This window comes from Nocardiopsis sp. NPDC055551, assembly GCF_053619415.1.
On sequence record NZ_JBSHJJ010000002.1, the window covers coordinates 497797 to 523386 of the forward strand.

The window sequence follows — 25590 nt, forward strand, 5'->3', positions numbered from 1 at the left end:
TGGGGCGGGCCCCGCCGGAGGTGGTCCTCCGACGGGGCCCGCCGCCCGCGTCGCACGTGCGCGGTCCGGTCTCAGCCGCGCCTGCGGCGGGAGACCTTGATCGTCTTGGCCTTGCGCTGGTTGGCCGCCCCGTGCACGACGATCTCCAACAGTCCCTCGCCGTAGCTGGCCTCGATGTCCTCCTCACGGATGCCCTCCGGGAGGCTGATCTCCCGTCGGAACGTGCCCATGAAGCGTTCCGAGGAGTAGTAGACGACGTCCTCCTCGTCTCGCATGCGTTCACCGCTGATGGTGAGGACCCCGTGTTCGAAGGTGACCGCCGCGTCCTCCTCGAACACCCCCGGGACCTCGCAACGGATCACCAGGTCCCGGCCGCGGGCCAGGATGTCGGTGGGCGGGCTCCAGGCGTCGGCGAAGCCGCGTTCGCGTTCCCCGGCCTGGCTGGTCTCGATCGACGACATGGTGTCGGAGATGCGGTTCATCTCCGTGATCATGTCGATGACCCCGTGGAAGGGGTTGTTGAACCTCTTGGGGCTCACGTGGCCTCACCTTCCTCTGGATTGTTCTCGTCACCGCGGTGTTCGGTCCGGCCGTGGTCGCGGTGGCCCACGGGGATGTTCCCGGAGCGTCCTCGTTGTTCGGGTGGGGGCCGATCCTCGGCACGCATCCTCTTGGGTGCCCCCGGTTTGGGTTCCTGGGACAGTGCCTTGAACAGGCCCCACACCATGAAGATCAGGATCACCGCGAACGGCAGACCGGTGACGACCGATGCCGCTTGGAGCGCGTCGAGGGCGCTGGCCCCACCTAGGACCAACAGGATGAGCGTGACCGCACCCTCGCTGATGGCCCAGAAGGCGCGCTGGACCTTGAGCGGTTTGGTGCTGCCTCCGTTGGTGAGCATGTCCACCACCAGCGACCCGGAGTCGGAGGAGGTGATGAAGAAGATCGCCACCACGATGATGAGGAACAGTGACAGGATCACTGCGACGATCGGGCCCAGCGGCAACGCGTCCAGTAGGTGGTAGGCGGCGTCGGACTCGTCGCCGTCCATGAAGCCGCCGTCGCCGAACAACTCGTAGTACATGCCCGAGCCGCCGAACACCCCGAACCACAGGATGGAGACCAGTACCGGTCCGAACAGCGCGCCGAGCACGAACTCACGGATGGTGCGTCCGTAGGAGATACGGGCCAGGAAGACGCCGACGAAGGGCGCCCAGGAGATCCACCATCCCCAGTAGAAGACGCTCCAGGCGGTGGTGAAGTCGGCGGCGGTCTCGTCGGCCATCGGGCTCGGGAAGGACATGCTCCAGGGGATCAGGTTGCCCAGGTATTCGCCCGCCCCGGTGACCATGGTGCTGATGATCCACAGCTTGGGCCCCACGGCGAAGATGATCGCCAGGAGGATGAACGCCAGCCACAGGTTGAGCACCGACAGCCGGCGCATGCCCTTGTCGATCCCGGAGACGACGCTGTACAGGGCGATCCCGGTGATGACCACGATGATGATCGACTGGGTGAGCGAGTTGTTGGCGATGCCGAACACCTCGGACAGACCACTGTTGATCTGTAGGGTGCCCAGACCCAGTGAGGTCGCCAAACCGAAGATGGTCCCGAACACCGCCAGGATGTCCACCAGGTTGCCGGGCCAGCCGAAGGCCTTGTCGCCCAGCAGCGGGTACAGCGCCGATGCGGGGCGTAGCGGCAGGCCCTTGCGGAAGGCGAAGTAGCCCAGGGACAACCCCAACGCGATGTAGATCGCCCACGGGTGGAAGCTCCAGTGGAAGAAGCTGGAGGCGAGCGCGGTGCTGGCTGCGTCGGCCTGGGGCACCGCCTCACCGCCGCCCTCGGGTACGACGGGCGCCAGCGCCGAGTCACGCGGCTCGTGCATGTGGGTGACCGGTTCGGCCACACCCCAAAAGACCAGACCGATACCCATACCGGTGGTGAAGAGCATCGCGAACCAGGCGATGGTGCCGAACTCCGGCCTGGAGTCGTCCGGACCGAGCCGGATGCTCCCGAAACGGCTCAGCATCAGGAAGATCGCCGCGCCCAGGAAGAAGGTCGTGGACAGGACGTAGAACCAGCCCAGCTGTGAGCCGATCCAGTCACGTGCCGTACCCGCGGCGTCCAGGAGGGGATCGGTGAGGGCGATCCCCAGAACCACGAAGACGACGACCACGATCCCGGAGATCGCGAAGACCGGTGGGTTCGTATGTTCTCGGATGTATCTGCGCAGGGTTGAGATGGTTGCTCCTTCCCAGCCCCGTCGGTCGGGGGTCGGGGGTGCCGGTTCCTGCCTCCGGCCATGAATGGGTCCCGTGGGATGGTAGAGGCTTTCTTCCCTAGGAGTAAAGCAACCGTCACAACACGGAGAGTTCCGACAAAGCGGGTGATGTGGTAGTTGCCGGGTTCCAGACAGGAGGGGAGGCAGGGGAGAGGAAGGAGCCGGCGGGGGTGGAGCGGCCGGGAGGGGTCAGCCCGAGCGGCGTGGGGAGCGCTGGGCGATGAGGCCCTCCAGGGTGTCGTTCACCCTGTTCACCCAGCCCACGATCACCTTCAGTTCGTCCACGGAGTAGTCCTCGTGCATGGCGGTCATGGTGTCGCGCATCCCCACGGCGGTGCTCGTGGCCAGCTGTTCGGCCCCCGTCACCAGGCGCACCGCCACCTTGCGCCGGTCCAGTGGATGAGGGGTGCGCTCGACCAGGCCGTGCGCCTCCATCCGGTCGATCACACCCGTCACCGAACCCGTGGACAGGCACAGGCTGTCCGCGATCTCTCCGGGGGTCATGGAACCGGCCACGCGCAGCAGCGTGTAGCACTGGAAGTCGGTGGGGTTCATGCCCGAGCGTTCCGACATCCGGTGCAGCAACCGCACCAGCTGTACCGCCAGCTGTTGGCCATCGGTCTGTAGAGACGAGTACAGGTCCGCGCGGGGATCGGCCGTTTCGGTCATGGGCGCCTCCACCTCGGTGGCCTCGGACCCCTCGGGCCCGGTGAAGCGGATTCTGGGCGCGGTGTTCATCCATCTCCCAGCGTCACGATGATCGGGCCTTCCGGTCACTGCCATCGAGTTTACGGGGGCTCGAAGTGTTGGGTGGCCCAGAGTCTATGCGATGTGTAATAGTTCGTTTTATGAGAATCACGTAAAACGAGACAAAGCGCCCAAGTGGCCTTCCCAGAGGAGAGTGTCATCGTCGACTTCAAGACGGAAGCACCACGAACGGAGTGGCGACCACCGCCGATGGACTTGGGCGGGGTCCGCGCGGCCGTCGGCGACCTCCTGCACCGACACCTGGAGCCGCGAGTCCGGGAGGTGGGCCTCCTCGATCCGGACTGCGCCCGTGATCTGGCCGACCGAATCGTCTCCTTCACCCTGGGCGGCAAACGACTCAGGTCCACACTGGCCTGGTGGGGCTGGCTCGCCGGTGGTGGTCCGTCCCATGGGCCCCGGGCACGCGCGGCGCTGTCCGCGGCCTCCGCTCTGGAGTTGCTCCAGACCTTCGCCCTGATCCACGACGACGTGATGGACTCCGCCCCCACCAGGCGGGGAGACCCCTCCCAGCACGCCGTCCACACCGCCGACCACCGATCACGGTCCTACCGGGGCGAACCGGCGCGTTACGGCGAGTCCATGGCGATCCTCACCGGAGACCTCGCCCTGGTCTGGGCCGACGACCTGCTCCACGAGTCCATCGACGACCTCCCCACAAGGAGCGAGGCCCATCGGGTGTGGCGCGACATGCGCACCGAGGTGATGGTCGGTCAGTACCTCGACCTGCGTTCCCAAGCGCGCGCGGAACGTTCGGTGGGCGTCGCCCTGCGGACCGACCGACTCAAGACCGCCTCCTACACCGTCGAGCGTCCCCTGCACCTGGGCGCCGTCATGGCGGGAGCCCCGTCCACGACCAGGTCGGCGCTGCGCGACTACGGCGCCGACGTGGGCGTGGCCTTCCAACTCCGCGACGACCTCATGGACATCTACGGTGATCCGTCCCGAACCGGGAAGGCGCCGGGGGAGGACCTCGAACAGGGCACGAACACCATGCTCCTCGCGACCGGCGTCGACCTGGCGCGGGAACACGGCGACAGTGCCGCCCTGGAGCTGCTGGAACGCGTCGGCGCCGGCCCGGTGGACACGGTAGAGGTCGCACACGTCCTCGACCGTCTGGGCGCACGCGACCTGGTACGACGACGCTGCCGTGCCCTGGCCGACCGGGGCGTGGGCCACATCGCCCACCTCGACCTCGACCCGGCCGTGCGCGAAGGCCTGACCGGCTTCGCCGACACCGCGGCGCGTACTTGAGCCCGAACCCGAACACGCTCATAGGTGGAACCCGTGAACCCTGACGCGACTCCGACCCGGCCTTCGGGCCCTGCGCGAACCGGCCGCGCCCCCGTGGTCGTCGTGGGCGCCGGCCTGTCCGGCCTTTCATGCGCCCTGCACCTGCTGGGCGCCGGTCGCGACGTGGTGATCGTCGAACGTGAGGAGTACCCGGGCGGACGCGCGGGCCGCCTCGACATGGACGGCTTCCGGGTGGACACCGGACCCACCGTCCTGACCATGCCCGAACTCCTCGACGAGGCCTTCGCCGCGGTCGGGGAGGGCCTGCGCGACCGTCTCGACCTCATGCCGCTGGCACCCGCCTACCGGGCGAACTTCGCCGACGGCACCACCATCGACGTGCACACCGACCGCCGTCGCATGACCACCGAGGTGGCCCGGGTCGCCGGAACCCGCGAAGCCGTGGGCTACCTGCGCCTGCGCGAGTGGCTCACCCGCCTCTACGAGGTGGAGATGCGCTCGTTCATCGACGCCGACTTCGATTCGCCCCTGGACCTGCTCGGCCCCGACCTGGTCCGGCTGGCCGCCCTGGGCGGTTTCGGCCGTCTGGCGCCCGCGGTCGGCAGGCACATCAAGGACGAGCGCCTGCGCCGCGTCTTCTCGTTCCAGTCCCTCTACGCGGGGGTGGCACCCGAACGCGCCCTGGCCGCCTACGCCGTCATCGCCTACATGGACACCATCGCGGGCGTCCACTTCCCGCGAGGTGGGATGCGTGCGATCGGTGAGGCCATGGCGGGGGCGGCGGCCAAGGCCGGGGCGCGTCTGCGCTACGGGGAGTCCGTGACACGCCTGGAACGATCGAGGGATCGGGTCACCGCGGTGGTGACCGACCAGGGCGAACGCGTGGCCTGCGACCAGGTCGTGCTGACCGTGGACCTGCCCACCGCCCACCGTCTCCTGGGACGCCGGCCCCAACGCCTGGTCCCGCACCGCTTCTCGCCCTCGGCGGTCGTGCTCCATCTGGGCACCGACCGCACGTGGGAGCACCTGTCCCACCACACCATCTCGTTCGGCCACCAGTGGGAACGCACCTTCACCGAGATCATCGACCGAGGCCGCACGATGAGCGATCCCTCGCTGCTGGTCACCCAACCCACGCTCACCGACCCCTCCCTGGCCCCGGACGGCCACCACCTGCTCTACGTCCTGGCGCCCGCACCCAACCTCGACGCGGGCGACATCGATTGGGACCGGGAGGGTCCGCGTTACCGGGACGAACTCATCGGAACCCTCGAAGAACGCGGGCTGACCGGTCTCGACGCCTCGATCCGAGCCGAGCGGATGGTCACCCCCGCCGACTGGGCCCGCCAGGGCATGGCTCGCGGCACCCCGTTCTCCCTGGCGCACACCTTCGCCCAGACCGGCCCGTTCCGGCCCCGCAACGTCCTGGCCGGCACCACCAACGCCGTCCTCGCCGGTTGCGGCACCACCCCGGGCGTGGGGCTGCCCACGGTGCTGATCTCGGGAAAACTGGCGGCCGCGCGAGTGCTGGCCGCGTCGACACGACGGGGGCGACGATGAACAGGGCCATCGCCGAACTGAACGCGGCCGGGATCACCTCGCGACGTCTGCGCGACGGCTACCTGCGCTGCCGCGACCTGCACGCCCACCATGGCCGCACCTACTACACGGCCACCCGGGTGCTGCCACCCGAACGCCGCCCCGGCATCCACGCGCTCTACGGGTTCGCCCGCTGGGTGGACGACATCGTCGACGAACCCGAGCCCGGGACCACCGTCGAGGACCGACGTTCACGTCTGGACCGCGTCGACGCCGACCTGGCCCTGGGCCTGGCGGGATCCGAACCGGACGAACCGGTGCTGCGCGCCCTGGCGCACACCGTGGACCGCTACGAACTGCCCGCCGAGCACTTCACCGCCTTCATGTCCTCCATGCGCATGGACCTGGAGACGACCGAATACCGCGACCTCGACCACCTGCGCGAGTACATGTACGGCTCGGCCGCGGTGATCGGACTCCAGGTCCTGCCGGTGCTGGGCACGGTCACGCCCCGGAGCGAGGCCGCACCGCACGCCGCCGCCCTGGGCGAGGCCTTCCAACTCACCAACTTCCTGCGTGACGTGGCCGAGGACCTCGGGCGCGGACGGGTGTACCTGCCCACCGACGTCCTCGCCGCGCACCGGGTCGATCGCGCCCTTCTCGAGCACTGCGCCCGGGCGCGAACCCCGGACCCGCGGGTGTGCCGGGCCATCGCCGAACTGGTGGAGGTCAACCAGGACCTCTATCGCCTGGCCGAACCCGGGGTGGCGATGCTCGAACCCGTCGCCCGTCCGTGTGTCGCCACCGCCTTCCGGCTCTATCGCGCCATCCTGGACGAGATCGGTGCGGCGGACTTCGACGTGTGGAGTGTCCGCCACCGGGTGTCCGACACGCGCAAGATGGCGTCGGCCCTGCCCGCCCTGGCCCGCTCACTGTGGGCGAGGGCCGTCCCCTGAGGAGATCGCAGATGACGCTGCCCGACCCCGAACCTCGGCGGATCCCACTGCGCCGTATGCCCAAGGGCACCTGGTCCCGTCAGGAACCGACCTGGCGGGAGGCGTCCCCGGGGGTGATCGGGTCCGCGCTCAAACGCGCCCTGGCCCGCCCGTCCGGCAACTGGTACGTACTGGCCGCCTCCGAGGAGGTGCGCCGTGACCGCCCCTTCGGTCGGATGGTGGCCGGTACCGAACTGGTGGCCTGGCGTACCGCGGACGGGTCCGTGCACGCCGGTCCGGGAGCCTGCCCGCACCTGGGCGCGCCCCTGTGCCGGGGCGCGGTGGACCGGGGGCGTCTGGTGTGCCGCTGGCATGGCCTGTCCCTGGGCTCCGAGGGCTTCCCCGGCTGGAGCCCCCACCCCGCCCACGACGACGGAGTGCTGGTGTGGGTACGACTGGACCGGGTGGGCGGTGAGGAACCGCTGAAGGCACCCGTGGTGCCCGAACGTCCCGATCCCGCTCGCGGCATCGCCGCGGTGGAGAGCATGGCGGGTCGGTGCGAACCCGAGGACGTGGTCGCCAACCGGCTCGACCCCTGGCACGGCTCCTGGTTCCACCCCTACTCCTTCGTGGGGTTGCGGGTCACCGAGACATCGAGCGGTCCCGACCCCGACCCCGACCGGATGGTGGTGGACGTGGGCTTCAAGGTGGCCGGTCGGTGGGGTGTGCCCGTGCGCGCGGAGTTCGTCTGCCCGGAACCGCGCACGGTGGTCATGCGCATCATCGAGGGCGAGGGGGAGGGCAGTGTGGTGGAGACCCACGCCACGCCGCTGGGCGTGGACGAACGAGGGGTTCCGCGCACCGCCGTCATCGAGGCGACGGTCGCGTCCTCCGACCGCACCGGATTCGCGTTCGCGCGCAGGCTCGCCGGTGCGGTCCGGCCGGTGATGCGCATGGCCGCCCGCCGCCTGTGGCGCGACGACCTCGCCTACGCCGAACGCCGCTACCTGCTGCGCGCCTCCGGGCGGTGGCCCGGCTGACGTAGGGACCGGGCCAGGGCACGCAGCGGCGCGAACCGGCCCCGCCGGGGCACACTCCACACGGTGTGTCCCCGCAGCCCCCACCGGGCGAGCAAGGCGTTGGCGGCCAGTACGCCACTGGTGGCCGCGCGTTCCATCAACGCCACCGGAAGATCCACCCGTACGTGGTCCCCGGCCACCACCAGCCACGGATCGGGGGTGGTCACCGCGCAGCGTTGGCCGTGGCCGCCCGGTGGGAAGAGGGGACAATCCTGACGCAGTTCGTGTCGGGCGTCCACCACCCCCGCCTCGCGAAGCTCGGGATAGACCGCCAGGGCCTGTTTCCACAGCGACACCCGCTCGGCCGTCGGATCACATCCCCGCGGCAGCGCGTAGGCGTGCAGTTCCACGACCGAACCACCGGTGCGCCGTGCCCGGTCGGCCGCCTGGTCCTCGTAGCGCTCCAACACGCTGACGTTGTCCAGGGTGGGGTGACCGGCGGTGCCCAGGAACGCCTGTCGATGCGCGCGCACCGGCCGGTCCAACCAGTAGCGGGAGACCAGGAACGGCGGTGCCGAGGGCAGCGCCGCCACCCGCCTCCGCCAGCTCCCGTCGCCGAGCTCCGGTGATCGGGCCACCACCTCGCGCAGGCCGCCCGGGTCGGTGGCCAGCACCACCCCGTCGAAGCGCTCGCTCCGCCCACCGACCTGGTCGGTCCAGGTCACCATGGCCCCGGCCGGGGCCACGGGGGCGACCCCCTCCACCCGAGCCCCGTAGCGGAAGACCACCCCGTCCGCGCACAGACGTTCGGCGAGAGGGTTCCACAACGCCTTTGGGAAGGGGGCGCGCGGCACGTCGAACACCAGCCCCTCGGAGGAACCGAGGAAGTAGATGTGGAACATCACCGCCATCTCCGCCGCCGACAGGTGTTCGGGCGGGGCGAAGAAGCTGCGGCTGAAGACCTCGAAGGCCAGGTGGCGGGCGGTACGGGGGAAGCGGGTCACCTCCAACAGGTCACGGGCGCTCAAGTGGTCCAGGCGTTCGTACACACCCGGTACGTCCACGTCCAGTAGTTGCAGGGCGGCGGGCACGTTCACCCCGGCCAACTCCCGGACCGGGAAGCTGCGGCTGGTCGCGGCCAGCACGGCCGCGTTCCAGGGCGGTGTGCTCGGAAGCCCGGAGAAACGGTCGGCCGCACCCGAGGCGTGCACCAACGGGTAGTCCGTCAACGGCACCAGGGCGGAGAGTTCGGGGTCGCCGTGACGTAGCAGTGCGCGCAGGTTGTAGTACTGCCGGAAGAAGGCGTGGAAGCCGCGGCTCATCGTCGCCGTGGAGCCGTCGGCCAGGGTGGTGTCCCAGCCGCGAAGCCGCCCGCCCAGACTTTCCTCGCGTTCGAGGACCGTCACCTCGATCCCGCGTTCGACCAGGGCACGGGCGGTGGCGAGTCCGGCGATGCCACCGCCCACCACCGCCACACGGGGAGTGTGCTCCGGGCGTGGACCCACGGGTTCGGGCGCCGGGAGCGCCTCGGCCGCGGAGTCGTGGACGTCGCCGCTCACCAGACGCCTCCCGGGCGGGAACCGACGAAGGTGTGCGTGATCCCGTATTGCCATCCCGGCAACGGCGCACTGGCCACCGACTCCAGTCCGGTGGCCCGCATGCGCGCGAGCAACTCCCGCCTGCCGTCGAACTCCAGCACACTGCGCCACAGGTAACGGAACAGGTCGGACCGCCCGGCCAGCGCCCTACCGGAGGGGATGATGATCCCCCAGCACACCGCCGTCCACACCGCCCGCGCGGACGGTGAATCGGCCACCGAGTACTCGTGCAGGGCCAACCGCCCTCCCGGGCGCAGTACCTGGAAGACCGACCGGAGGAGCGTCTCGGGGTCGGGCACGTTTCTGATCAGGTAGGCGCCGAACACCGCGTCCGCCGGCCCGCCCACCCACTCGTGCACCCGGGCGGGGGACAGTTCCTCGACCCGGGCCCGGTGGAAGACGACGTCGCCGTCCCAGGTCTTGGCCCGTGCGGCGTCGAGCATGCCCTGGGAGGCGTCCACCCCCACGATCCGGGCCTTGGGCGCGGCGTCGAGCAACGCCGCCGTGGAGGCGCCGGTTCCGCAGCCCAGATCCAGCAGACGCATTCCCTCGCCCTGGTCCGGTAGCCGCAGCCGCCGCACCGACGCGCGCAGATCCCGGTGGTAACCCGGGTTGGCGCCGACCAGCCGGTCATAGGCGCCCGCCGCGTGATCGAACTCGTCGGTGACCGCTCCGGTCTTCATCCGGCCCGTCGTGGTGGTCATGGTGCTCCCACGTGTGATCGTCGATGTTCTCGCGTTCTCCCGAGGGCCCCGGCAAGCTGGGACCATGACCGACTACGACGTGGTGATCATCGGCGGGGGAGCCGCGGGGCTCACCCTCTCCCACCGCATGGGCATGGTCAACGAACGACGCGGGCGCCCCCTGCGCACGGCTCTGCTGGAGCCTCCCGTGGGAGAGCACACACCGCCCCCGCGCACCTGGTGCTTCTGGGAACCGGCCGGAGGGCCTTGGGACGACCTGTTGACGGCGCGGTGGCGCGACCTGACCGTGGTGGGGGCCGGTGGTACCGAGTACCGTTCCCCGGCCGATCCCTACGTGTACAAGATGCTGCGCTCGGCCGACATGGCGGCCCACGTCCGTGACCACGCCGACGAGCACCTCCGGACGCGGGCGCTGTACGTGACGGGGCTGGTCGACGGGCCCGAGCACGCCACGGTCCACGCCACCGAACCCGACGGCACCGAGGTGGCCCTGACGGCCCGTTGGGTCTTCGACTCCCGTCCCCCGGCCCTGCCCCCGGGTGGACGCACCACCCTGCTCCAGCACTTTCGGGGCTGGTTCGTGCACCTGCCACACGAGAGCCTCGATCCGGGGTCGGCCATCCTCATGGACCTGCGCCCGGAGCAACCCCGTACCGGCGTCGCCTTCGGTTACGTGTTGCCGCTGTCCTCGCGCGAGGCGCTGGTGGAGTACACCGAGTTCGGCCGCACCGCCCTGACCACAGCGGAGTACGAGAGGGCCCTCACCGACTACTGCGCCCGGGCAGGACTGGGGGAGTTCGAGGTCACCGCCACGGAACAGGGTGTCATCCCGATGACCGACGCCCCCTTCCCGACCCGGACCGGACGGCGTCTGTTCCGCATCGGCACCGCGGGTGGCGCGACCCGTCCCTCCACCGGCTACACGTTCAGCGGAGTGGCCCGACAGACCGCGGCGGTGGCCCGGGCCCTGGCCGCCGACCGGACGCCGGTGCCCCCGGTCCCGCATCGTTCCCGCCACCTGACCATGGACGCCATCATGCTCGCGGCGTTGGACGGCGGACGGGTGGCGGGCGCCGACTTCTTCGAGCGCCTCTTCGCCGGCAACCGACTCGGCGACGTGCTGGCCTTCCTGGACGGAGCCTCCCGCCTGCCGACGGAGCTCCGTATGGGGCTGACCACCCCGGTGGCGGCCATGTCCCGGACCACCCTCGACCACCTGTGGCACACCCTGCGCACTCGTGTCGGCGGGGCCGGGTGGGTCACCGGAGGGGCCAACGGGTGATCGCGCCGCTGTGACCTGCGATTACTCGTGAGGGGCGAGTGTGCTTCCGTCCGGTTGGGAGGGATGCGTTCGGGGAATCCTGGGGTCACGCGACGGCGGAAACGGGACGGACCACCCGGGCCTTCCGGGGTCGTACCTCCCGAGTCCGGGGCCGGCCCGCTCCGGCCGAATCGAAAGGGGCGGCGACATGCGACTGCACACCGAACGACGGGCGGATCGGCGGCTCGATCTCGTCTACCGGATCGGTGCCGGGCTCACCGGTCTGGTCCTGATCGGGTTCGGTATCGCGGGGCTGATGATCAGACTTCCGCTGTTCGATACCCAGGGCGAGGTGATCGCCGGACTGTCCACCAACGGGGCGCTGAGCTTCATCTCGATCGCCATCGGCTCGTTGCTGGTGGGCGCGATGGTGTTGGGCGGAACCTTCGCCTCCACCGTGTGCGTCGTGGTCGGTGTCGCGTTCGTCGCGAGCGGCCTCGTCAACCTCTTCCTGATGAGCACCGACTTCAACATCCTGGCCTTCTCGATGCCCAACGTCATCTTCAGCTTCGTGGTGGGTCTGCTGGTGATGACCTTCGGCATGTACGGCCGGTTCAGTGGCGGCCTGGACGAGGACAACCCCTTCCATCGGCATCGGGAGGCCCGTCACGGGGACCGGGAGGCCCGGCGTCGGGACCGGGAGACACACGACCAGAGACGGGTGCCGGCTCCGCGAGCCGAGGACGAGGGCGCGTCGGTCCGGGAGGGTGACGACCCCGTTCACCGGGCCGGACACGAGGCCGGACGCCAGGGCGGGCCCGACGGCGCGAGCGCGCTGAAGTCACCCGGTCGCCACCGCCGTAGCCGGCCCGACGAATGAGCACCGTGGTCGAGAGGCGGCGTCTGGCACTGGTCACCGGCGCCAGCGGGTACATCGGTGGCCGACTGGTCCCCGAACTGCTGGAGGCCGGATACCGGGTGCGCTGCCTGGCTCGAAGCCCGGAGAAACTCCGTGACCACCCCTGGCGGGAACGGGTCGAGGTGGCGCGCGGCGACGTGGTCTCGGGGGAGGGGCTCGACGAGGCCCTGAACGGAGTCGACGTCGCCTACTACCTGGTGCACTCCATGGGCAAGGGAGGCGACTTCGAGAGCGTCGACGCGCAGGGGGCCCGCGTCTTCGCCCGTGCGGCGGGAGAGGCGGGTGTCGGCCGGGTGGTCTACCTGGGCGGACTCGCCCCACGAGGACAGGAGTTGTCCGCGCACATGGCCTCGCGCAAGGAGGTCGCCGACCTCCTTCGGGCCGGGCCGGTGCCCACCGTGGTGTTGCGCGCCGCGGTGATCCTCGGTTCGGGGTCGGCCTCCTTCGAGATGCTGCGGCACCTCACCGAGCGGTTGCCTGTCATGACCACGCCTCGGTGGGTGCGCAGCCGGGTGCAGCCGATCGCCGTCCGCGACGTGCTGCGACTGTTGGTTCTGGCCGACACGCTGCCGGCCGGCACCGATCGGGCCTTCGACATCGGTGGACCCGAGGTGCTCGACTACGTGGAGATGATCGAGCGTTTCGCCGCCGAGGCGGGTCTGGCCCGTCGGCTGATCCTTCCGGTGCCGGTCCTGTCGCCCGGGCTTTCGAGTCTGTGGGTGGGTCTGGTCACGCCGGTTCCACCCGCTGTGGCGCGTCCCCTGGTGGAGTCGCTACGCCATGACGCGGTGGTCGAACGGGACGAACTGTCCGACCTGGTGGACGACCACGAACGGATCGGGTTCGATCGGGCGGTGGCGTTGGCCTTGCGCAGGATCGACGAGGACAGGGTGGACACCCGCTGGTCGTCGGCGGCCTGGCCCAGCGCCCCCTCGGACCCGCTGCCCACCGATCCCGACTGGTCCGGGGGCAGCCTGTACATCGATCGCCGAGCCCGGGTCGTGGACGCTTCGGCCCAGGACGTGTGGCGGGTGATCGAGGGGATCGGTGGGGACCGGGGTTGGTACTCGTGGCCGTTCGCCTGGGCGGCCCGAGGATGGATCGACCTGGCCGTGGGAGGGGTGGGGCCGCGTCGCGGTCGCCGGGATCCTCGACGTCTGCGGGTGGGGGACTCACTGGACTTCTGGCGCGTGGAGGAGATCGTCCCCGGCGCGTTGCTGCGGTTGCGTGCGGAGATGCGGTTGCCCGGTCCGGCCTGGTTGGAACTGGGTGTGGCCCGGGTGCGGGGGAGAACGGTGTATCACCAACGGGCCGTCTTCCATCCCCGTGGGCTGACGGGACACCTGTACTGGCGGGCGGTGCAGCCTTTCCACGGGGTGGTGTTCGGATCGATGGCCGCCAACATCGCGGCCCGGGCCGAACACGACTCCGCGAAGTAGGCGAGGAGCCCACGGTGAAGAGCATTGGTCAGGGTGCGGTAGCGTAATGCCAGAATTTGCTAGTAATCCAAGAAGCTCTGTTTTCTAGGCAAGCTTCTCGATCGTGGAAGGACATCCGACCGTGAGTACACGACCGGAACAGTCGCCTCGGCGGTCACGTCGGTGGGTGGGGGCGGCCCTTCTGGTCGCCCTGGTGTGGATTCTCGGAGCGGGTCCGCTCGGAGCCTTCCTCGGCAAACTCGGCGAGGTCCAGACCAACGACCCCGCCGCCTTCCTTCCGGCCGGTGCCGAGTCCACCGAGGCCGATCGGCTCGCCGAGGACTTCGACCGCTCCGAGACCGTCCCGGCCATCGTCGTCATCTCCGGTGATGACGACCTCGACGACGCCGAACTCGCCGACGCCACGGCCCTGGCCGAACGGATCGGTGAGGAACCCTGGGTCTCCGGCCAGGTCATCGGGCCCGTCCCCGGCACGGAGGACGCCTCCGTCGCCCAACTCGTCGTCCTTGTCGACAACACCTACGACACCCGCGACACGGTGGACGAGCTGCGCGCGCTGATCGCCGACGAGCCCGTCGACGGACTCACCGTCCAGGTCACCGGGCCGGCCGGATACGCCGCCGACCTCGTCGCGGCCTTCGGCGGTATCGACTCCACCCTGCTGCTGGTCGCGGTCGCCGCCGTATTGGTCATCCTCATCGCGGTCTACCGCTCACCGCTGTTGCCGATCCTGGTCATCGTCGCCTCCCTGCTCGCCCTCGGACTGTCCGGCGCGCTGGTCTACCTGGCCGCCGACATCGGACTGGTCACCCTCAACGGCCAGAGCCAGGGCATCCTGTTCATCCTGGTGGTGGGCGCCTGTACCGACTACGCGCTGTTGCTCGTGGCCCGCTACCGGGAGGAGCTCGCCACCACCGATCGGGTTCCCACGGCCGTGCTCGCCGCCATCCGCGGCGTCACCGGCCCCGTCCTGGCCTCCGGTGGCACCGTCATCCTCGGCCTGCTCTGCCTGCTGGCCGCCGACCTCAACTCCACCAGCAGTCTCGGACCCGTCGTCGCCATCGGCATCGTCGCCGCGATGCTCTCCGCGATGACCTTCCTGCCCGCCGCCCTGGCACTGTGCGGACGCGCCGCCTTCTGGCCCACCGCCCCGCACCGGGTGAACCAGGAGGGGCAGAGCATCGACCGGGTCCTGGAACAGCACCCGTTCTGGGGACGGCTCGCCCGAGGCGTGGCGGGACGCCCGCGTACCTTCTGGCTCGCGACCACCGGCCTGCTGCTCGCCGCCGCGGTGTTCGCGCCCCAGTTCACCGCCGAGGGGACCGGCCAGGCCGACGTGTTCCGCACCGAGGTCGAGGCGGTCGAAGGGCAGCACGCCCTCGACCGCGGCTTCGGCCCCGACTTCAGCGCCGCGCCCACCACGGTGATCGCCGACGCCGATCACCTGGAGGAGGTCGTGGCCGCCGCCGAGGACACCCCGGGTGTGGAAAGCGCCACGGCGGTGACCGAACCGGGTCCGCCCGGGGTGGCGGCCCCCGTCCTGGTGGAGAACGGGCGGGTGCTGATCGAGGTCGAACTGGCGGTGGCCTCCGAGACCACCGCCGCCCTCGACGAGGTCGGGGAGCTGCGGGAGAACGTGCGCGAGGTGCCGGGCGCCGAGGCCGTGGTCGGCGGGGTGGACGCCACCGCCCTCGACACCCGCGAGACCGCCCAGCGCGACTTCGTGGTCGTGGTCCCCTTGGTGTTGGTCGTGGTGTTCCTGGTACTGATCCCGCTGCTGCGCTCCCTGGTGGCGCCGCTGCTGCTGATGGCGGTCAACGTGCTCTCGTTCGCCACCGCGCTCGGTGTGGGCACCCTGGTGTTCGACCACGTCCTGAAGCTGCCCGGGGCCGACCCTGTGGTGCCGCTGTTCGCGTTCGTGTTCCTGGTCGCGCTCGGCATCGACTACAGCATCTTCCTGATGTCGCGGGCTCGGGAGGAGACGCTCCGCCACGGACACCGGGAGGGCGTCCTGCGGGCCCTCACCGTCACCGGCGGGGTGATCACCTCCGCCGGCGTGGTGCTGGCGGCGACCTTCGCGGCGCTCGCGGTCATCCCGTTGCTGTTCCTGTTGCAGCTGGCGTTCCTGGTCGCCTTCGGCGTGCTGGTCGACGCCCTGCTCGTGCGCTCCGTGCTCATCCCGGCGCTCTCCCTGGACGTGGGACCGCGCCTGTGGTGGCCCGGCCGCGCCGGACGCGGACCCGCCACCGAGGACGCCGAGTCCGGCGAGAACGTCGGTTAGAGGGGGTCACCCGCCAGTTCTCGGTAGGCGTGGGCGAGTCTGCCCAGCAGCCGGGGGCGGGGCAGGTGCACACCGTCCAACGCCGCCACGGGACGCACCCCCGTGGTGGCGTTGGTGATGAACGCCCCCGCCACCCGGGTGGCCGCGACCGCCGCCAATGGTCGGGTGGAGACCGGGATGCCCAGGGTCTGGGCGGCCCGACTCACCAACTCCATGGTCACCCCGGGCAGACAGGGGGCCTGTGGCCACACCAGCCCGGACCCGTCCAGGAACCCGATGTTCCAGGTCGGCCCCTCCGAGATCCGACCGTCGATCCCGACGAAGAGCGCGTCGTCGAACCCGTCCACCTGCGCGGCGCGACGCTGCCGGATCGACCCGAACAGCGAGGTGCTCTTCACCGTCGGGCTGTCCCGGGAGAAGGACCGGATGCCCAGCCGCACCGGTTCGGGTTCGGAGGTCGGCGCGGGCCGGGTGGTGACGAGGACCTGGGGCAGTGAACGATCCGCCGGCCGGGCCAGGTCCAGGGCCGGATCGAACACGGTGACCCGCACGATCGAGGGAGAGGGGCGGGCGCGCGCCGCGCGCCGGGCGAGCTCGCGCACGCGCGCGATGTCGAGGTCGGTACCGAAGAGGGTCTCGCAGTCGCGGCTCAACCGTTCGGTGTGCAGCCGCAGACCGCGTACGCGCAGATCCGTGACCAGCATGGTCGTGAAGTGTCCGTAACCCTGGAGGGCCAGACCGGAGAGTTCCCCCGTGCTGACGGGACGTCCGTTCAGTTCCATCACGCGGCCCATTCTGACACTTCGGAACCCGCTGGGAGGGGAGTCGGCCGGCTCAGTCCCGGGCGGCCCGTTCCATCTCGGTGAAGGCCGTGGTCAGCTGTTCCTCCGAGGTGGCCAGGTACTCCGACAGTTCCTCGGCGGCGGCCTCCGTGTCCCCGGCCGTCAACGCCAGGTGGATCCGCCGGTTCCAGGGCAGGTAGGGGTCGTGGAACTCACGGGGCGCGGCCATCACGTGGAAGACCAGCCGCGTCTCGGCCAGGACCTGGCGCATGAACTCGTCGACCCGGGCGCTCTGGGCCAGTGCCCCCAGCGCCTCGTGGAAGTGCATGTTGGCGCTGCCCATACGCCACCAGTCGGACTCGGCGCGTGCCTGCTCGCCCGCTTCGACGGCCGCGCCGACCGACCTGATCAGGGGTTCCGGTGCGTGCGCGGCCCCGCGCACGGCGGGCAGTTCCAGGGCACGACGGGCGTTGAACAGGTCCCGCACGTCCTCGCCGGTGGGGTGGGCCACGAACACGCCCCGATGCATGCGGTGCACCAGCAGACGCTCCCGGCTCAGCAATCGGAACGCCTCGCGCAACGTGTTCCGGGAGACCTGGTACTTGCGACTGAGCTTCTCCTCGGACAGGCGTACGCCGGGTGCCAGCTCACCGTCGATGACGAAGGCGCGGAGCATGTCGGCGACGCGTTCGGCCTGGCTGGTGGCGCGCACCATCGCGGGTGTGGGCAGCCGGTCGATGTGGTCGTCGGTCGCCGTCACAGGTTGCCCCCCGCTGTTCGTCCACGCCCGGTGGGGCGCGGTGGTGCCACCAATGTTACGTAGCGGAGTCGAGGAGTTTTTACCGGAGCGCCCCTTATCAGCGGGTCGACGATTGCAGTATTGTTCAACAATCCAACGATGAGGTTGGCCACATCCCAGCTCCTTCAGCCACACTCGGAGAGTCACCCATGAGCGACCAGCCCTCGACGCCACCACCCGTTCCGGTGCGTCCCCGCTTCGGTCGCGTGGCGCTGAGCAGCAGCCTGCTCGGTGCCATGTTCCTGATGGCCACCAGCGCCATCGGCCCCGGCTTCATCACCCAGACGACCACCTTCACCGCGCAGCTCGGCGCCGCCTTCGCCTTCGCGATCCTGATTTCGATCCTCGTGGACATCGCCGTCCAGCTGAACGTCTGGCGGGTCATCGGCGTCTCGAACATGCGGGCACAGGACCTGGCCAACAAGGTCCTGCCGGGCGCCGGTTACCTGCTCGCCGTCCTCATCGTCTTCGGCGGTCTGGTCTTCAACGTCGGGAACATCGCCGGCACCGGGCTCGGCCTCGACGCCATGATCGGACTCGACCCCCGCATCGGCGCGGTCGTCTCCGCCGCCATCGGTGTCGTCATCCTGGCCAGCAACAAGCTCGGTCTGGCCCTGGACCGCGTCCTGGTGGTCCTCGGTGTGCTGATGATCGGCCTCACCCTGTACGTGGCCCTCATCTCCGGCCCGCCGGTCGGCGAGGCCCTGCGCCAGTCCGTCATGCCCGAGGCCGCCAGCGGCGACCTCTTCCTCGCCACCATCACCATCATCGGCGGCACCGTCGGCGGCTACATCACCTACGCGGGCGCGCACCGCCTCATCGAGCGGGGCAAGGGCGGCCGGGAGAACATCGCCGCCATCACCCAGACCTCCGTCACCGGCATCATCGTCACCGGAATCATGCGCGTCGTCCTGTTCCTCGCGATCCTGGGCGTCGTCGCCGGCGGGGCCGACATCATGCAGGCCGCCAACCCCTCCGCGGAGGCCTTCTACCAGGCGGCCGGCGAAGTGGGCATGCGCCTGTTCGGCATGATCATGTGGGCGGCCGCGGTCAGCTCCGTCATCGGTGCCTCCTACACCTCCATCTCCTTCGTCACGACGTTCTCGCCGTGGCTGGAGCGTCACAAGGGCAAGCTGGTCACCGCCTTCATCGGTGTCTCGCTGGTGATCTTCCTGGTCTCCGGCCAGGCCCCGAACACGCTGCTGGTCCTCGCCGGCGCCCTCAACGGCGTCATCCTGCCGGTCGGCCTCGGCCTGCTGCTGTGGGTGGCCTGGCGCCGCTCGGCGACCCTGCTCGACGGCTACCGCTACCCGCGTTGGCTGCTGATCGTCGGCGTGCTCGCCTGGGCCCTCACCGTCTACATGGCGGTGAACTCCCTGGGCGGCATCGCCGCGCTCTGGCAGTAGGACCACCCCGAACCGAGCAACAGGAACCGAAGGAGTACCGCTTTGCGCATCGACCTCAACTCCGACCTCGGCGAGAGCTTCGGTCGCTGGGAACTCGGTGACGACAAGACCCTGCTGTCCATCGTCACCAGCGCCAACGTGGCCTGTGGTTTCCACGCCGGCGACCCCTCCACCCTGCGCCGCACCACCGCCGAGGCGGCGGCCCGCGGAGTGGCTATCGGCGGCCACGTCGCCTACCGCGACCTCGCCGGATTCGGCCGCCGCTTCATGGAGGTTCCACCCGCCGAACTCACCGACGAGGTGCTCTACCAGCTCGGCGCCCTGTCGGTCTTCGCCCGCCTGGGCGGGCAGAGCCTGCGGTACGTCAAGCCGCACGGTGCCCTGTACAACGCGATCGTCCACCACGAGGAACAGGCCGCCGCCGTCGTCGAGGCCGTCCACGCCTTCGACCCCGAGCTGCCGGTGCTGGGCCTGCCCGGCTCCCGCTTCCTGGAGAAGGCGGAGAAGGCGGGCCTGCCCACCTACCGGGAGGCCTTCGCCGACCGCGCCTACACCCCCGAGGGCACCCTCGTCTCGCGCCGCGAGGCCGGTTCCGTGCTGCACGACCCCGACGCCATCGCCGCTCGCTGCCTGCGCATGGCCCGAGGAGAACCCATCACCGCCATCGACGGCACCGAGATCCTGGTCGAGGCCGACTCCCTGTGCGTGCACGGCGACAGCCCCGGCGCCGTGGACATCGCCCGAGCCGTCGCCGAACGACTGCGCGCGGAGGGGATCACCGTGGCCCCCTTCACCGCCGCCTGACCCGAACCACCACTTTGGAGCAGTCCTTGCGCGTCCTGAACTGCGCGGACACCGGGGTCCTGGTCGAGGTCGCCGACCTCGCCCAGGTCATCGCCCTGGGCGCCGCCCTGGAGTCGGCCCCGCTACCGGGCGTCACCGACGTCGTCCCCGCCGCACGCACGGTCCTGCTGCGGTTGTCGCCCGGCACCGATCCCGGCAGGGTCGCCGCCGCCGTCACCGAGATCCCCCTGGCCGTGGACATCGGCCGGGGGACGGGGGAGACCGTCACCATCCCGGTGCACTACGACGGGGAGGACCTCGACGACATCGCCGAACTCATCGGGTTGAGCCCGCGCGAGGTCGTGCGCGCGCACACCGCGGCCACCTGGACCGTCGCCTTCTGCGGGTTCGCACCCGGATTCGGCTACATGGTCGGCGACGACCCGCGATTCCGGGTGCCTCGGCGCGGCGAGGCGCGCACGCGGGTGCCCAAGGGATCGGTGGCGCTGGCCGGGGAGTTCACCGGCCTGTACCCGCGTAGCTCCCCCGGCGGCTGGCAGCTCCTGGGCCACACCGACGCCGTCACCTGGGACCTGGAGCGCGACCCGCCGGGGCTGCTGCGCCCGGGAGTGCGCGTGCGCTTCGAGGAGGCCGCGTGAGCTCCCTGGAGATCCTGGCCACCGGGCCCATGAGCACCGTGCAGGACACCGGGCGCTTCGGCCACGCCGCCCTCGGGGTGGGCCGCTCGGGCGCCGCCGACGCGTGTTCCCACGCCCTGGCCAACCGCATCCTCGCGAACCCGCCGGAGGCCGCCACCCTGGAGGTCACCCTCGGTGGGCTGCGGGTGCGCGCCCGCGGCCCGGTCACCGTCGCGGTGACCGGTGCCGCGACCCCGGTGCGGGTCGACGGCCGGGGCGCCGCCGTCAACGAGGTCCTACACCTGCCCGACGGGGCCGAACTCTCCCTCGGCGTCCCCGCCCGTGGCCTGCGTTCCTATCTGGCCGTGCGCGGGGGCATCGACGTGACGCCCGTGCTGGGTTCGCGCAGCACCGACGTGCTCGCCGGCCTCGGCCCGGCCCTGCCCGAGCCGGGCGACCTGTTGCCCGTCGGACCGGCTCCCCTGGCCCGGCCGCTCTTGGACCACGTGCCCACCGCCCCGGTCGGCGCCGACGAGGTGCGTCTGCGGGTGCGACTCGGCCCGCGCGAGGACTGGTTCACCGAACGGGCCCACCGGACGTTGTTCGACGACCTCTTCGAGGTGACCTCACGCAGTGACCGGGTAGGCGCTCGCCTGGCGGGTCCGACCTTGGAACGCTCCCGCGAGGGCGAGCTGCCCAGTGAGGGCATGGTGCCCGGCTCCCTGCAAGTGCCGACCCAGGGAGAACCCGTCCTGTTCCTGGCCGATCACCCCGTCACCGGCGGCTACCCGGTCATCGCGGTGGTGTGCGCGGCGGACCTGCCCGTCGCCGCCCAGGCCCGACCCGGTACCCGCATCCGCTTCGTCCAATGGAGGTAGAACCCATGAGCCCCGAGACCGCCTCCCCGGCGGACCTGTCGCCCGCCCGGGCCCGGGAGCTGTTCCGCACCGGGACACGTGTGCCCACCTCCGGCCACAGCCACGGCTACGCCCAGGCCAACCTGCTGTGCCTGCCGCGTGACCTGGCCTTCGACTTCCTGCTGTTCGCCCAGCGCAACCCCAAGTCCTGTCCGGTCCTGGACGTCACCGAACCCGGCGACGTGTCCGCCTCGGTGTTCGACGGCGACCTGCGCACCGACCTGCCCGCCTACCGCGTGTACCGCGACGGGAAGTACGTCGAGGAACGCGCCGAGGTCACCGACCTGTGGCGCGAGGACCTGGTGTCCTTCCTCATCGGGTGCAGCTTCACGTTCGAGACCCCGCTGCTGGAGGCCGGTGTACCGGTCCGGCACATCGAGGCGGGCACCAACGTCGCCATGTACGAGACCGACCGGCCGTGCCGCCCCGCCGGCCGGTTCTCCGGACCGCTCGTGGTCTCCATGCGCCCGATCCCCGCCCACCAGGTCGCCGACGCGGTGCGGATCACCTCCCGCTACCCGGCCGTGCACGGCGCCCCCGTGCACGTGGGCGACCCGTCGGCCCTGGGCATCGCGGACCTGTCCAGGCCGGACTACGGCGACCCGGTGGAGGTCCGCGAGGGCGAGATCCCCGTCTTCTGGGCCTGTGGGGTCACCCCGCAGGCCGCGGTGATGGCCTCGGCCCCGGAGTTCGCCATCGGCCACGCCCCGGGCCACATGGCCATCACCGACGTCCGCGACTCCACCTACCAGGTCCCCTGACCGATCGGTGACCTCAGGGGCACACGAAGTTGTCGTTGAGCCAGGCCAGCAGCAGGATCAACAGCACGAGTATCACGACGTTGGCGAGTCGGTCGGGCACTGTGCCTCCTTATGGGCCGGGGCCGACAAGGGACCGTTCTACCGGTCCCCGTCCGGCCCCGGAGGGCTTTGGCCGGCACCGGCCAACCGGGTGAATCCACCACGGTGACGGCCTTGGCCTGGCACAATGCCCGCCCCTTCCAGGCTCGCTCGGCTCAGCGTTCCTCGCCGGTGGGGGAGTCCGGGAACGACTCCCCGGACCGGTCACGCCCACCGAACAGTCGCGATCCACGCCCACGCGTCCCACCGGCGCCGCTCGCGTAGAAGGTCTTCGCCGCCCTGCGCGCGTCGTCGTCCTCCGCCTGCCGCGCCATCGCCTCCATCGCCCGCGCCTGGCCGGCCATCTCCTCGCCGATTCCTCCGGGTCCGGCGAACGGCTGCGCCATCCGCGCCCGCCGGATCCGCGCACCGCTCTCCCGGAGGTACCGGGCGGCCTCTTCCCGCGAGCCCCGGCGCATGGCCTCCGAAGCGCGACGCTTGGCCGACCGCGCCTCCTGGAACAGCTCCTCGGCGCGCACCCGTTCGTCCGCCTCGCGTCGGTCCACCCGCCAAGCGGTCCGCACCCGCACCTCCAAGGTCTCGGTGTGCGACGCCAAGGTCACCGGATCGACGTGCGTGAGTTCCACCCTCGCCAACACCACGTCCTCACCGGCCCCCCGCTTCTCGGCCTCCGCGAGCACCGCGGTGGACACCCGCAGCAACGATCGGCGGCTCTCCCCGGAGAAGAGGTCGCCCAGCTCCACCATGAGCGTGCCGTCGTCCAACCGGTCCGCGGGGGTCTCACCCACCATCGACACCCGCTCCACGAACTCGCCGCCCCGGACCGTCATCGACGTCGCCTGCGCGGTCTTGGCCAGCAGGTACTCCGTCTCCTGCGCGATGAGCCCGCCGGCCGTGTCGGGGTCCTCCGCGAACAGCGCGCTGCCCGCGCCGCCCTCGGAGATCGCCCCCAGCAACTCCTCGTCGTACCCGAGTCCGTAACCCAGGGTGGTGACGGTGATCCCGTGTAGGTAGGCGTCACGCGCCACCTCCCGCAACAGATCGTGGTCGGTGGTCCCCTGGTTGGCGTGCCCGTCGGAGATCAGCAGCAGGGTGGCGCCCCGGTCCTCGCTCGCCCGTCGCGCCTCCTGGACCCCGCGGAGCAGCCCGCTCGACAGGTCCGTGCCACCGTGTGCCCGCACCTGGGACAGCCGTTGGCGCAGGGAGTCCTTGTCGAGGAGCGGCCCGGCCGGCACCTCCACCTTCACCCGGGTGTTGAAGGACACCAGCCCGAAGCGGTCGGTGGGATCCAACCGGTCCACGAGCCCGTGCAGGGCCTCGACCACCCCCTCGATGCGACGGTCCTTGGTCATCGACCCGCTCCGGTCCACCACCACCTCCAAGGTGGCCGGCGGGCGGGCTCGGCCGGGCGCGCGTTCGGGCGCCTCGACCTCCAAGAGGACGAGCACCGAGTCGGAGGTGTTGAGGGCGACGACGTCGAATTCCGGCCGAGCTGACATCTTCATGGACCGCTCCAGGGTTTTCGGCTGGGAACCAAGCCTAGGGAGACGGGCCGTGCGGCGCGGTGCGCTCCGATGTCCGGAAGCGGCCACGGACGGTCACCACCGGCCCCACGGCCCATCGAGGGCCGCTCAGGTCCGATCCAGCACCGACAGCCGGCCGTCGCGCATCTCCAACACTCGTCCGGCCGCGCCCAGGTATTCGGTGTCGTGCGTGACCAGCAGGGTCGCCACCTCGAACTCTCGGGTCGCCTCCGCCACCAGGTCGATGATGGCCGCACCCCGCTCGTGGTCCAGTGCCGCCGTGGGCTCGTCCACCAACAGCGCGCTCGGCCGTCCCGACAACGCCCGGGCGATGTTCACCCGCTGACGCTCACCACCGGACAGCTGGTGCGGCCGGCGCCGCTCCTTACCGGCCAGACCCACCGCGGCGAGGGTCTCCATCGCCCGAGCCCGCGCGCGGTGCGGTGACCGGGCCCGCATGTGTTCGGTGACCAGCAGCTGCTCCACCACGGTCAGTGACGAGATCAGGTTCGGCTGCTGGAAGACGATGCCGACCCGCTCCAACCGCAGTGCGGTCAGCTCACGGGGGCGTAGCCCCAGCGTCTCCACACCGCCCACGACCACCCGGCCCGAATCCGGGCGGATCAGGGTGGCGGCCACCGCCAACAGGCTCGACTTGCCCGAGCCCGACGGGCCGACCACGGCGGTCAGCTCACCGGGGGCCACGTCGACCGACACCCGGTCCAGGGCGGTCACCACCCCGTCGCCGTCGGGGTAGGTCAGGGTCACATTGTTCAGTTCCAGGCTCATCGGACGCCTCCCAAGGCGGTCAACGGGTCGACGGAGGTGATGCGGCGAACCGCCAAGACCGCGCCGAGCATGCCCAGCACGACCATGGCGATCACCGGCCCGACCGTGGTGGTCACGGTCAGGGAGAACGGCAGCACCGAACCGGCCAGGGCGCCCAGGCCCACGCCCACGGCGCCACCGACGGCGGTGCCCGCGGTCAGCACGATCAACGCCTGGGCCAGGGCGTCGCGCAGCAGGTACCGGGTCGATCCGCCGAGCGCCTTGAGGATCGCGATGTCCCCGCCGCGCTGGATCGTCCACACGGTCAGGAACGCTCCGATCACCATCGCGGAGATCGCGTACAGGAACGCCTGCATGGTGACCAGCGAACTGTTCTCCGAGGAGAACGAGCCGATCGCGCGAAGACTGTCCGACAGGCCGGCGGTGACGGTGCCGGCCTCCGCGTCCGCCTGCTCGACCGCAGCGGCCAGGGACACGTCGGTGGCCACCACGTTGGCCACCGGGGCGTCATCGCCCTCGGCGTGCCGCACCCGCGGGTCGATCTCCCGCCAGGTGTCGATGTCGGTCCACACCGCGGGGGTGTGGCTGTAGGACTCGGTGGGCGCGGTCGCGGTCACCGTCAGCTCGGACCCGCCCACGGTGACGGTGTCGCCCTCGGCGACCCCGAAGCCCTCGGCGACCTCCTCGCTCACCACCAGGCCGCCGGAGCCGGTCAGGCCCTCGGGCGCCAGTCGGCCGTCGGCGGGCACACCGAACAGCGCGGCGGCGGTGCCGTTGCCGTCGTCGAACTCGACCCGGCTCTGGGTGATGCCCAGCGGCTCCGCCCACTCCACCCCCTCGGTGGCGGCCCAGGTGTCGAGCTGGGCCCGGGTGACGGTGCTGTCGGCGTAGGACTCCTCCGGGTCGCCGTCACCGGAGGTGCCGAAGGAGACGTGGGTGGCGGGCAGGTTCTTGATCGCGGAGGTGGACTGGTCGGCCAGCCCGGCGGTCAGCCCCGACAACAGGACGATCAACAGGGTGATCAGCGCGACGACGGAGCCCATCAGCGCGAACCGCCCCTTGGCGAAGCGGATGTCACGAAGGGCGACGAACACG

At 70.8% G+C, this 25590-nt stretch carries 23 protein-coding genes; 13 read left to right on the forward strand and 10 right to left on the reverse strand.

Annotation, left to right across the window (positions count from 1 at the left end):
- Positions 1 to 71 precede the first annotated feature (71 nt).
- The 3 genes from ACWGSK_RS05985 to ACWGSK_RS05995 all read right to left on the reverse strand — a co-directional run bounded on the left by ACWGSK_RS05985 (position 72) and on the right by ACWGSK_RS05995 (position 3022).
- Positions 72 to 539: an Hsp20/alpha crystallin family protein gene (locus ACWGSK_RS05985; protein ID WP_358510190.1), complete on the reverse strand. Its 468-nt coding sequence runs from the start codon at positions 537 to 539 to the stop codon at positions 72 to 74.
- Positions 536 to 2179, reverse strand: a complete 1644-nt coding sequence (locus ACWGSK_RS05990) for a BCCT family transporter (protein WP_452455318.1) — start codon at positions 2177 to 2179, stop codon at positions 536 to 538. Before ACWGSK_RS05990 ends, ACWGSK_RS05985 begins: the two co-directional genes overlap by 4 nt.
- Before the next feature lie 294 nt (positions 2180 to 2473).
- The gene (locus tag ACWGSK_RS05995) at positions 2474 to 3022 is read right to left on the reverse strand and encodes a MarR family winged helix-turn-helix transcriptional regulator (RefSeq protein ID WP_452455319.1); all 549 of its coding nucleotides are present in this window, start codon (positions 3020 to 3022) and stop codon (positions 2474 to 2476) included.
- 219 nt (positions 3023 to 3241) lie between these two features.
- Between ACWGSK_RS05995 and ACWGSK_RS06000 the strand changes: the two genes are divergently transcribed.
- The 4 genes from ACWGSK_RS06000 to ACWGSK_RS06015 all read left to right on the forward strand — a co-directional run bounded on the left by ACWGSK_RS06000 (position 3242) and on the right by ACWGSK_RS06015 (position 7817).
- Positions 3242 to 4303 (forward strand): polyprenyl synthetase family protein, encoded by a 1062-nt coding sequence (locus tag ACWGSK_RS06000; protein WP_358510280.1) that lies wholly within the window; start codon positions 3242 to 3244, stop codon positions 4301 to 4303.
- A 93-nt stretch (positions 4304 to 4396) separates the two neighbouring features.
- Complete coding sequence (gene crtI, locus ACWGSK_RS06005; RefSeq protein WP_358510283.1) at positions 4397 to 5863, forward strand: phytoene desaturase family protein; 1467 nt, start codon at positions 4397 to 4399, stop codon at positions 5861 to 5863.
- On the forward strand, positions 5860 to 6798 hold the full coding sequence (locus tag ACWGSK_RS06010) for a phytoene/squalene synthase family protein (RefSeq protein WP_358510193.1): 939 nt from the start codon (positions 5860 to 5862) through the stop codon (positions 6796 to 6798). Before crtI ends, ACWGSK_RS06010 begins: the two co-directional genes overlap by 4 nt.
- An 11-nt stretch (positions 6799 to 6809) precedes the next feature.
- Positions 6810 to 7817 carry a DUF5914 domain-containing protein gene (locus ACWGSK_RS06015; RefSeq protein ID WP_452455320.1) on the forward strand — a complete coding sequence of 336 codons (1008 nt, stop codon included), beginning with the start codon at positions 6810 to 6812 and terminating at the stop codon, positions 7815 to 7817.
- On the opposite strand, the gene ACWGSK_RS06020 is transcribed toward ACWGSK_RS06015, so the two are convergent.
- On the reverse strand, positions 7781 to 9355 hold the full coding sequence (locus ACWGSK_RS06020) for an FAD-dependent oxidoreductase (protein WP_452455321.1): 1575 nt from the start codon (positions 9353 to 9355) through the stop codon (positions 7781 to 7783). The genes ACWGSK_RS06015 and ACWGSK_RS06020 overlap by 37 nt on opposite strands.
- Entirely contained in the window at positions 9352 to 10098 is a 747-nt protein-coding gene (locus ACWGSK_RS06025) for a class I SAM-dependent methyltransferase (RefSeq protein WP_452455322.1), read from the reverse strand. The genes ACWGSK_RS06020 and ACWGSK_RS06025 overlap by 4 nt, the downstream gene beginning before the upstream one ends.
- Positions 10099 to 10162: 64 nt before the next feature.
- On the opposite strand from ACWGSK_RS06025, the gene ACWGSK_RS06030 reads away from it, so the two are divergent.
- The 4 genes from ACWGSK_RS06030 (at position 10163) to ACWGSK_RS06045 (ending at position 15998) form a co-directional block, all read left to right on the forward strand.
- The gene (locus tag ACWGSK_RS06030; protein ID WP_452455323.1) at positions 10163 to 11380 is read left to right on the forward strand and encodes a lycopene cyclase family protein; all 1218 of its coding nucleotides are present in this window, start codon (positions 10163 to 10165) and stop codon (positions 11378 to 11380) included.
- A 187-nt stretch (positions 11381 to 11567) separates the two neighbouring features.
- Complete coding sequence (locus ACWGSK_RS06035) at positions 11568 to 12239, forward strand: DUF4383 domain-containing protein (protein WP_452455324.1); 672 nt, start codon at positions 11568 to 11570, stop codon at positions 12237 to 12239.
- Between the two features lie 5 nt (positions 12240 to 12244).
- Complete coding sequence (locus ACWGSK_RS06040; protein WP_452455325.1) at positions 12245 to 13717, forward strand: SDR family oxidoreductase; 1473 nt, start codon at positions 12245 to 12247, stop codon at positions 13715 to 13717.
- 121 nt (positions 13718 to 13838) lie between these two features.
- A complete protein-coding gene (locus ACWGSK_RS06045; protein WP_452455326.1) occupies positions 13839 to 15998 on the forward strand; it encodes an MMPL family transporter in 2160 nt (719 codons plus the stop codon).
- Here ACWGSK_RS06045 and ACWGSK_RS06050 read toward each other — a convergent pair.
- Positions 15995 to 16780, reverse strand: a complete 786-nt coding sequence (locus ACWGSK_RS06050; RefSeq protein WP_452455366.1) for an aminotransferase class IV — start codon at positions 16778 to 16780, stop codon at positions 15995 to 15997. The two genes, ACWGSK_RS06045 and ACWGSK_RS06050, sit on opposite strands and share 4 nt — an antisense overlap.
- Positions 16781 to 16832: 52 nt before the next feature.
- Positions 16833 to 17540, reverse strand: a complete 708-nt coding sequence (locus tag ACWGSK_RS06055; RefSeq protein WP_358510214.1) for a GntR family transcriptional regulator — start codon at positions 17538 to 17540, stop codon at positions 16833 to 16835.
- Positions 17541 to 17728: 188 nt separating this feature from the next.
- Between ACWGSK_RS06055 and ACWGSK_RS06060 the strand changes: the two genes are divergently transcribed.
- From ACWGSK_RS06060 to ACWGSK_RS06080, 5 genes are read left to right on the forward strand one after another with little or no spacing between them, the layout of a single operon-like run.
- Complete coding sequence (locus ACWGSK_RS06060) at positions 17729 to 18985, forward strand: NRAMP family divalent metal transporter (RefSeq protein WP_358510217.1); 1257 nt, start codon at positions 17729 to 17731, stop codon at positions 18983 to 18985.
- 42 nt (positions 18986 to 19027) lie between these two features.
- Complete coding sequence (locus ACWGSK_RS06065; RefSeq protein WP_358510220.1) at positions 19028 to 19789, forward strand: LamB/YcsF family protein; 762 nt, start codon at positions 19028 to 19030, stop codon at positions 19787 to 19789.
- Between the two features lie 26 nt (positions 19790 to 19815).
- Positions 19816 to 20427: a 5-oxoprolinase subunit B family protein gene (locus tag ACWGSK_RS06070; protein ID WP_358510223.1), complete on the forward strand. Its 612-nt coding sequence runs from the start codon at positions 19816 to 19818 to the stop codon at positions 20425 to 20427.
- Complete coding sequence (locus ACWGSK_RS06075) at positions 20424 to 21284, forward strand: 5-oxoprolinase subunit C family protein (RefSeq protein WP_358510226.1); 861 nt, start codon at positions 20424 to 20426, stop codon at positions 21282 to 21284. The genes ACWGSK_RS06070 and ACWGSK_RS06075 overlap by 4 nt, the downstream gene beginning before the upstream one ends.
- 5 nt (positions 21285 to 21289) lie before the next feature.
- Positions 21290 to 22084, forward strand: a complete 795-nt coding sequence (locus ACWGSK_RS06080) for a putative hydro-lyase (protein WP_452455327.1) — start codon at positions 21290 to 21292, stop codon at positions 22082 to 22084.
- 254 nt (positions 22085 to 22338) lie between these two features.
- On the opposite strand, the gene ACWGSK_RS06085 is transcribed toward ACWGSK_RS06080, so the two are convergent.
- From ACWGSK_RS06085 to ACWGSK_RS06095, 3 genes are read right to left on the reverse strand one after another with little or no spacing between them, the layout of a single operon-like run.
- The gene (locus ACWGSK_RS06085; protein WP_452455328.1) at positions 22339 to 23775 is read right to left on the reverse strand and encodes a vWA domain-containing protein; all 1437 of its coding nucleotides are present in this window, start codon (positions 23773 to 23775) and stop codon (positions 22339 to 22341) included.
- Between the two features lie 39 nt (positions 23776 to 23814).
- Positions 23815 to 24495 carry an ABC transporter ATP-binding protein gene (locus ACWGSK_RS06090; protein ID WP_358510234.1) on the reverse strand — a complete coding sequence of 227 codons (681 nt, stop codon included), beginning with the start codon at positions 24493 to 24495 and terminating at the stop codon, positions 23815 to 23817.
- Positions 24492 to 25589 carry an ABC transporter permease gene (locus tag ACWGSK_RS06095; RefSeq protein ID WP_452455329.1) on the reverse strand — a complete coding sequence of 366 codons (1098 nt, stop codon included), beginning with the start codon at positions 25587 to 25589 and terminating at the stop codon, positions 24492 to 24494. The genes ACWGSK_RS06090 and ACWGSK_RS06095 overlap by 4 nt, the downstream gene beginning before the upstream one ends.
- Position 25590 lies beyond the last annotated feature (1 nt).